At 56.6% G+C, this 8,361-nt stretch carries 1 protein-coding gene; it reads right to left on the bottom strand.

The window, feature by feature from the left end:
* Nucleotides 1–8,317 (bottom strand): DUF4347 domain-containing protein (locus tag ABX962_RS23240; protein WP_372722763.1); only part of this gene is annotated, 8,317 nt, incomplete at its 3' end.
* Between the last annotated feature and the right edge of the window lie 44 nt (nt 8,318–8,361).

The raw sequence follows: 8,361 nt of genomic DNA, 5'->3' as shown, positions 1-8,361 counted from the left end.
CCGCCGTCACCGTGGTGACGGCGGTCGTATTCTCTTGGACATTGATGTTGGCGGTGTCAGCACCTCCATCGCTGGTGATCACGGGTGCATCATTTACTTCCGTGATGTCGACGTTGACCGATCCTAAATTGACATCGTTGCCACCACCGGTGCCGGTGTTGCCGTTGTCATTGACCTTGACCGTAATCGTGTCAGCATTGTCGCCAGCGGTGTCCGCGACGCTATGTAGGTAGGTGATATTGCTGGCGGTATCCAGATAACTATTTAAATCGGCTAGGGTACCGGTCAAGGTTAAAAGCCCCGTCCCACTGCCACCGATCGTGACGCCACCACCACTGCTGGCGGTCAAGTTACCACCGCTTGCCGTCGTCAACGTTACCGTCAGATTGCCGCCGCCATGGTCGACATCACTCAAATCGATTTGCGACAGATCCACCTCGCCCGCCACCCCTTCGGTGACCGAGATGTCGCTTGGCAGACTGCCGGCGTTTGTCGGGTCATCGTTAGTGGCAGTGATGTTGACGGTCATCACGTCGGTAACGTAGTAACTGGATCCGAATCCTTGTGCCCCTGCGTTGCCATCGACGAAATACCACAGCAACTCGACCGACGCCTCGGGTGAGTCGCTGTTGTTGGCGTACGTCATTTGGCGGAAAACGTTGTTGACATCCATTTGGTCCGGAAGCTCGCCATTGGCGTCGGTAAACGTGATGACGACGATTCCAGGTGTCGTGATGTTAAATGTCGCGATGCTTTGACCGTTCTTGTAAAGCGAGCCTGCGGAAAGGCTCAGCCCATTGCCATCGCTAAATCCAAACACATCGTCCGCGTTGGTGCCCTCGCGTCGAAGGAGCGCAATTGTCGAACCGCTAAAGTTACCGGACGTGCTTAGTTCTTGGTCGAATACACTGACGCTGTTGTCCAGCACCACTGCCGCGGAACCTTCGACGTAGGTAGGGTTCGCATCGATCCGATTGGCGGTCGGCGCAAAATCAGTATCTAGACTGCCGTCCGCGTTGTACTGATTCAACAAGAATCCGGTGTTTTGCACGTTGCCGGCAACCGAAATGCCTCCCCCCGCCAGCAGTTGCACGTTGTAGCCGTACTCTTCGCTGCCATTGACCACCGTTATGACCGTGCCGACCGAATTGAAATGGGTGTCAAGAGATCCGTCGGCGTTGTATTGTTGCAGCATCACGTCGTTGCTGCCCATCAAATCGGTGCTTCCTGCCACAACGATTCTTTGCGTCGCGGTGATCGCAACGCTATAGGCTCGTTCGGTCGCCCCCAAATCAGAGGTTTGCAGGCCGTCGGTATCAAAGGACGTATCGAGCGATCCGTCGCTGTTGTAGCGAGCGAGTGCAAAGTCCAAGTTGGCGGTACCGGCGGCCACAATTTTGCCATCGGACTGTTGTGCCAATCCGCTGATGATTTCGTCACCCATTCCAAAATCAGTCGTCAACAATCCATCGGCGTCAAAGCTGGTGTCCAACACGCCGGCGGAAGTCAACCGAGCCAGCGCAAATTGGTCATTGCTTTTTCCGCCGAGTACAATCTTGCCGTCTTTTTGGATGAGCAGTGCATTTGCAACATCGTCGGAACTCGCTCCAAAATCGATCTCGACTTTGCCATCACCGCTGAAGGTGGTGTCAAGCGACCCATCGGTATTGTAGCGCACCACGGCAAAGTTATTACCGCCGGCATCGGTGGTCCCCGCAGCGACGATCTTGCCGTCGCTTTGGATCGCGATCGCGGCGGCCGAGTCGATTCCACCCGCGTCGGTGATTGCGTAACCGTCGCTGTCGAAACTTGTATCGAGCACGCCGGCGGTGTTAAAGCGAGCAACGATCAAATCGTTGTCGGACGTGCCCAAAACGACGATCTTGCCGTCGGATTGCAGCGCGACATCCACCGCCATTTCACTGCCACCGGCATCCAGCATCGCGATCCCATCGCCACCGCCAAAGGTCAAGTCGAGCTCGCCATTGCTGTGGAAACGCACGACCGTGATGTTGTTGTCGTTAAAGTACGATGAACCGACCATCACAATTTTGCCGTCGGTTTGGACCACGCTACTGAATCCAAGATCGAACAGGCTGTCGGGAATGGGCAACGTCGTGCTGCCGTCGCCATCAGTGCCGAACACCGGTGCGTCGTTTAGCGGAACCACGTCAATCGTGACGGTATCGACCGACCGTAGATTGTCCGCTGCGAGATTTGCGATCTCATCCGCCGAAAGCGCACGGCTGTAAATCCTTGCTTCGTCAATCAAGCCGTCAAAATCGTAGATCGTCGAACCATTGGCATGGTATCCAATCGTCGTTTTGCTGTAGTCGTCATAGACAATGCTGGACGTCGAGTTGCTTTGCGCCACACGTTGGCCATCGATGTAAAGCTGTTGGCGATTGTTGACGTCATCGAATGTGAATGCGACGTGATGCCAACCCGTACCCTCGATAAAACGACCCGAGGCAACGGAAACCCAAGAACTGCCGTCGTAGAAGATCCCCGAGACGCCGTTGCCGTTTTCATCGAGCCGCAGTATTAACGAATCCGCGATGCTGATCACTTCGGACCCTTGCGAACCGCTCGCGTCCAAATTGACCCATGCGGCAAGCGTCACATTGGCCGAACTTCCCAGCGTCCCGGTGATGTCGATTCCGTCGCCGCTGCCATCTAGAGTCAGTACGGTGCCACGATCCGCGTCGACCGCCGTCGACGCGTTCCCCTGCATGACGCCATCGTGCGACGTCCCTGCACTATCATCACTCGCATCGCCAGAATCAAAACTGTAGTGCCCTTCTAAGTCGGCGACGGACGAGGTGGTCATCTGCAGGTTCACGGCACCGCTGAAGTGGGCGTCCGGTTGAAACACCATCCCTTCAAACGCCGCGTTCAAATCTGATTCGGTCCCCTCGATTACCATCGTATCGCTTGCGTTCGCACCGCTTATGATGGTCAGGCCGGTGGTTTCCGATAGCGTCAGGATGCCGTCGGTAACCGAAATCGAAACCTGCAATCGGTTGTTGCTGGGGCCGCCATCACTAACGGTAATTGCATTGCCGGTTGCAGCGCCAAAGACGACGGGATAATCTTCGGCCACCGTTTGGGTGCCTGGCACCGATTGTTCCGCTTCGCCATTGACGTTCTTGACAAGCACATCAAAGGTCTTGTCGTACGAATGCCCGCTGGCGGCCGTCACACGCACGGTGACGCTGTGCGTGGTGTCGGTTTCGGTATCAAGCAGCGATCGATCGGCAACCGTGATTTGACCGTTGTCTGCATCGATTGCGAAGGCACCCGCGGTGGTCTGTGATGCGATCGAGTAGCTCAGCTCGTTCGTCTGGTCCAGCACCGCGTCGGCATCCCACTGCACCACATAACCATAGCTGGACGAACTGTCGCGTTCACCCCATTGTCCGGTCCCGGTGATCCGAGCAAAGTCATGGTCGGGCGAGACCGCGTTGGGTTCGCCCGAAATCCAATTGGTGTAGGCGTCGTTCTGCACGCTGCCCGTGGACATTCCCAGCCAGAATGAGTCACCATCCGCATCTCCAGCTTGCCATTGCCATAGCCCTTCGATCGTTTGGTCGGATGCACCGATCCACAAATCGGCACCCACCGTGTTGCGAAAATCGGTGATCAATTCGTTTTCGGCCGCTGAATGAATGGTGACCAATTCACCCGAGACCCCGCTCAGTGTCGATGACACGGCGGCGGTTTGCGAATTCGCCCACGTTTGTGCAGTGCTGATCGTCTTGTAAAACTTGCCGGTGACGGCGCTGTAAACCAGATCTGGATCTGCGGCCAACAGCGACGCGATCTTGGCATCACGGTCGGCATCGGTAGCCACGACGCTGCCGATGACCGTGCCTGTGTTGGCGTTTTCGTCGACTAAAAACGTCAGTGACGGCGTGCTGGCGGTAAAGCCGCTTTGCGACGTGTGATTGACTGTTAAATTGTTGCCGCTGACCGATTCAGTGATCACGCCATCGGATGACAAGCGGTCAAAGTCCCACTGCGCCAACAAGCCGCTTGTATCATGCGGCAAACTTGAGTTATAGGTCGCCGCAATCTCGGCTTTGCTGCGGACGTCGTCGAAAACACGGACGTTGTAGTAAGTGCCATGAAACGTCTGGCTAGTGTCAAAATTTGTTCCGTTGCCGTCTTGTTCCTGACCAAATTGCAACGTGCCGCCAGCGTCAAAGGTTTGGCCGGTATTCAATCCGGTACCGCTGTCGACCAAGATGCCGTTGACAAACACTTGCCAATTGCCTGCGGCGTTGTCCCACGTCATCGCGAGCGATTGCATGTCACCGTTGGATAGCGTGCGGTAATCGATCGCAGTGGATGTGGCGAGTGCACCGTTGAGATAAAGTCCAAGATTGCCCGCGGCGTCGATGTACAGCAACAGTTCGTTGTCGGTTGACGGCGATGCATAGGCAAACAGCGGCTGTGCGCCATTGGTGTCGTTCGATGAATACTGGACCTCGATCGTAATCGAAGTACGCCCCCCGAGAATGGCGCCGCCGTCATCGGCGACTAAGTAGACGTCGTCGCCACCATCGTCATTGATACTCAATCCCCCGTCACCCGTCGTGGCGGCGTCGACCGTGATCGTGCTGACCGCCGTCGTGCTGGCCAACGACAAACCCCACGGTTGTTCTTGCCACGTGGCGGTATTCAGACCAATGTCGTCGCCTTGAAAGAACACCGACGCCGTCGCCGCGCTGGTTGCACCCGTCGCGGTTACATTGATCAGGAAAATGTCGTCGCGAGTGGTTGCGATGCCTCCGATCGCATTGTCATCGGAGTGCAGTGTCGCCAATAATTGGCCACGGGTCAGCGTCGTGTCGCCAACCTTGACGCTGCGTTCGATTAGATCAATTCCGCGGAAACCGGTATCGACGCCAAAGTCGGTACCATCAAGAAAAATCGACATTGTTCCCGAGCTCGTTGCCCCCAACGTACCCGGTTCATAGCGATAGACTCGATTTGTGAATCCTGCATGCGAAATCAGAAAATCGCCCGCATTCAAAGTCATCGGCGTCGTGGTTCCCACCGTGGTCGTTTCTTCGACCAATGTGAACGCGTTGACGTCGAGGTTGCCAATCACGTCCGAACCATCGAATAATAACGACAGCGTCCCGGTGGCATAATTCCCGACGGTCACCGGCCGAAACAACAGAATGTCGTGAGCGAAAATCTGCTCGCTGCCGCCGTTGATCCATTCATTGTTCACGGTTGAAAACAGCACATCACCGGCATACAGCTGAATGTTGTTGCTGCCCACCAACAGATCACGTCCGACGTAATGGATGCCGCTCAGCCGTGCGTCGCCGTCGTCAACGAGATCATCAATGTTGAACACCGAAGTCAACGTACCGCTGGTCGATGAGCTGAAACCGAGGTTGGGATTGCCCAATTGTAAAACGGTACCGCCAGTCCACGAATCGAGTCCCGCAACGCCAGACCCGGTGACATCGTTTTCGGTGTTGAGCCACAGGTAGGCGTCCGGCGTTTGCGAGAACTTGGTCACAAACGCGTCGCTTGCGCCTCCCATCGATTCGTCGTAGGCACCCGATGTCGCGTCGAAATCCGACGACTGAGTCTGGCCGACGACGTAGATGTTCTCCCCGGCATCGAGTACGATGGCGTTACCGTATTCATTGGCACTGCCGCCCAGGAAGGTCGAATAGAGCAAATCCGACGCTCCGCTGCCGAGCGGATTGATCGCAGTGATGAACGCGTCTGTCGTGCCTCCCTTGCTGGTGTCATGCGCATCGGCAGTCGTCGGAAATGTCGTCGAATAGGTTGTTCCGACGATCCACGCCACTCCGGAGGAATCGACTGCTACGTCGGTCGCCTCGTCCGCTGCCGTTCCACCGAGTGAAGTTGAATACACCAGTGATGCGGCGCCACTGAGCGTGGTGTCAAACACCGACAGAAACGCATCGTCGTTTCCGCCCGAAATCGACGTGTCATAGGCACCGGCGGTGACGTCAAAGTCGGACGAGATCGTCAGACCAACGACGTACGCTCGTCCGTTGGAATCCAACGCGATCGAGGACGCTTGTTCCGCCATGCTGCCACCAAGATAGCTGCTGTAGGTCAAGTCGCTGACGCCGCCCCCAAGCGGATTAATCTTGGCGATAAAGACGTCTTGTCCACCGCCATTCGTGCTTTGAAACGCGTTTCCCGTCACCGGCATGTCGCTGCTGTTGGTGACTCCGGTGATGTAGGCGGCGCCGGAATCGTCAATCGCGATGTCCGTGGCCTCTTCGGCGCCCGAACCACCAAAGTAGCTGCCATATTCGATGCTTGAACCATCGATACTGAAGACGGCCAAGAACGCGTCACGTCCGCCGCCAAACGTCGATTGGTACGATCCCGCCGATGTTAGCGATGCAATCGAACCAGTCGCCACGCCTGTCACATACGCTTGCCCCGATGCATTGACAGCGACGCCATATGCGGAGTCATTGGACAGGTTGGATCCAATGTAGCTGCCGTACAGGATCGACGATCCGGTGCTGTCTAGCATTAACACAAACCCGTCCGAGGCACCACTGAGCGTCTCGTCGTACGCACCGGTCGTGGTGGTGAAGTCCGACGAGGTTGTCTTGCCGACAACGTAGGCGTTCCCACTGCTGTCGATGTCGATATCGTAGGCAATATCGTTACCGGACCCGCCCAAGTACGTGGTATAAAGCACCGTGCTGCCGTCCGCGGACATCTTGGTGACAAACATGTCGTCGCCACCAGTCGTGCCATACGGTCCCGTGGTTGAGGGGAAATCAGTCGAGACCGTGCCGCCGGTGATATAGGCGTTCCCGGCGGCGTCAACTTGGATCGCATTGGCCGATTCGCCACTCAGACCGCCTAGGTAGCTGCCGTAGTCCATGATCGGGTCGATCACCAATTCACGCGAATGATCGTAATCTCCCAATTCAAAACCGATGCTACCATCGCCGCGAATCAGATACCGACTTTCCACGACTTCACGAACGCCGCTGCTGGATAGTTGATAACTGTAGGGAGCACGGAAGCGAATCGTTTGCTCGTTGCCCGCCAACACCATCACCAATTCCCCGCTGTCACTGATGGAAACCGAATCAGCGCCCTGCATATTCAACGTGATTTGGTCGGCATTTGCTTCCGCCGCGACGATAAAATCGTACTCTAGTTGTTGGCCGTGACCATAGTAACGGACGTCGATTCCATCGTAGATGTCGTCGTACTGAACCGCAGCAAAGTTCGCGACATCGCGGATCCAATCCTGCTGGGCACCGACCAAATAGTTGCTGCGGCCCGTCAATTCATCGATGCCTGCGACCGCTGTTGGCGACTGGGTTGACACGATGTCGATCGTGAACACCGACCCGTTGAGATTCAGGACCGCGTCTCCGTCGGTCAAGAAAACGGTGTAACCGTTACCACGCGACAGGAAGTCGACGGCGTCATCGCTCTGACCGACGTTTTCTTCAAACGCCAATGCGATGCCGGCGGAGTCGGATTGGGAGGGAGAACCCGACTCCGCCACCTCGCTCGAAAGCATCCCGAACCATTCTCGCGATGCGAGCACATGGGCAATATCGACGTCGCCCACCGTGTACTCGAGGTCCCAGTCGCCGCCACGCGAGGCATGCCCGGTCACATCATCGCTTGCCGCAACGTCACAATCACAGACGACCGCCAGGATCTCGATCAGATCACGTCCCGATTCGGTTGACGCCAGATCGCAACCGTAGATCAACAAGTCGGCGCCGCTATCGAGAGCATGGCCCCACGACGCGATCTCGCCGGCATAATTGGGGGCCGCATCGAGATCCAATCGCGTATTGCCAAGCTGGATGCCCCGGCCGTCACCGTGGCTGAGCAAATGGACCGCATCGACGCTGGTCAAATTTCCAAGCGTCTCGGTGATCTGCAGCAACCCGTCTTGGTCGGCTTGCAAGCGGATAACCAACCATTGGGTTTGCCCATCCGCATCGGACCTCAGTCCCTCGATCAACGTCTCAGCGTCTTCCACGCCCGCATCGACGAAGATGACTTCGATCGGTTTTGCGGGATCCAGAACCTCGGGTTCCGCCACATCGTCGGTGGCAACGTCGATGACATCTTGGTCGGGGAGCAGCGGCTGCAGGGTGGGCGTTGCAACATCACCAACAACTTCCCCATCGGCCTCAGAAAGCTGGCTCAACAGTGCCGCCTCGAGATCGAAATCAATGTCCATCGCCCCATCGAGACCATCGAGACCGTCGCCGCTAAGCAGGATACGATCTTCGAGAGGGTAAAAGTCGAATTCGCGACTCATCGATTTTCAGTCCATTGAGATTCGTCGTCGGGGCAAGCTGACGT

The sequence above is a fragment of the Novipirellula sp. genome, from assembly GCF_041583735.1.
Lineage (GTDB): Bacteria > Planctomycetota > Planctomycetia > Pirellulales > Pirellulaceae > Novipirellula.
This window is presented reverse-complemented; position numbering and strand designations above follow the sequence as displayed.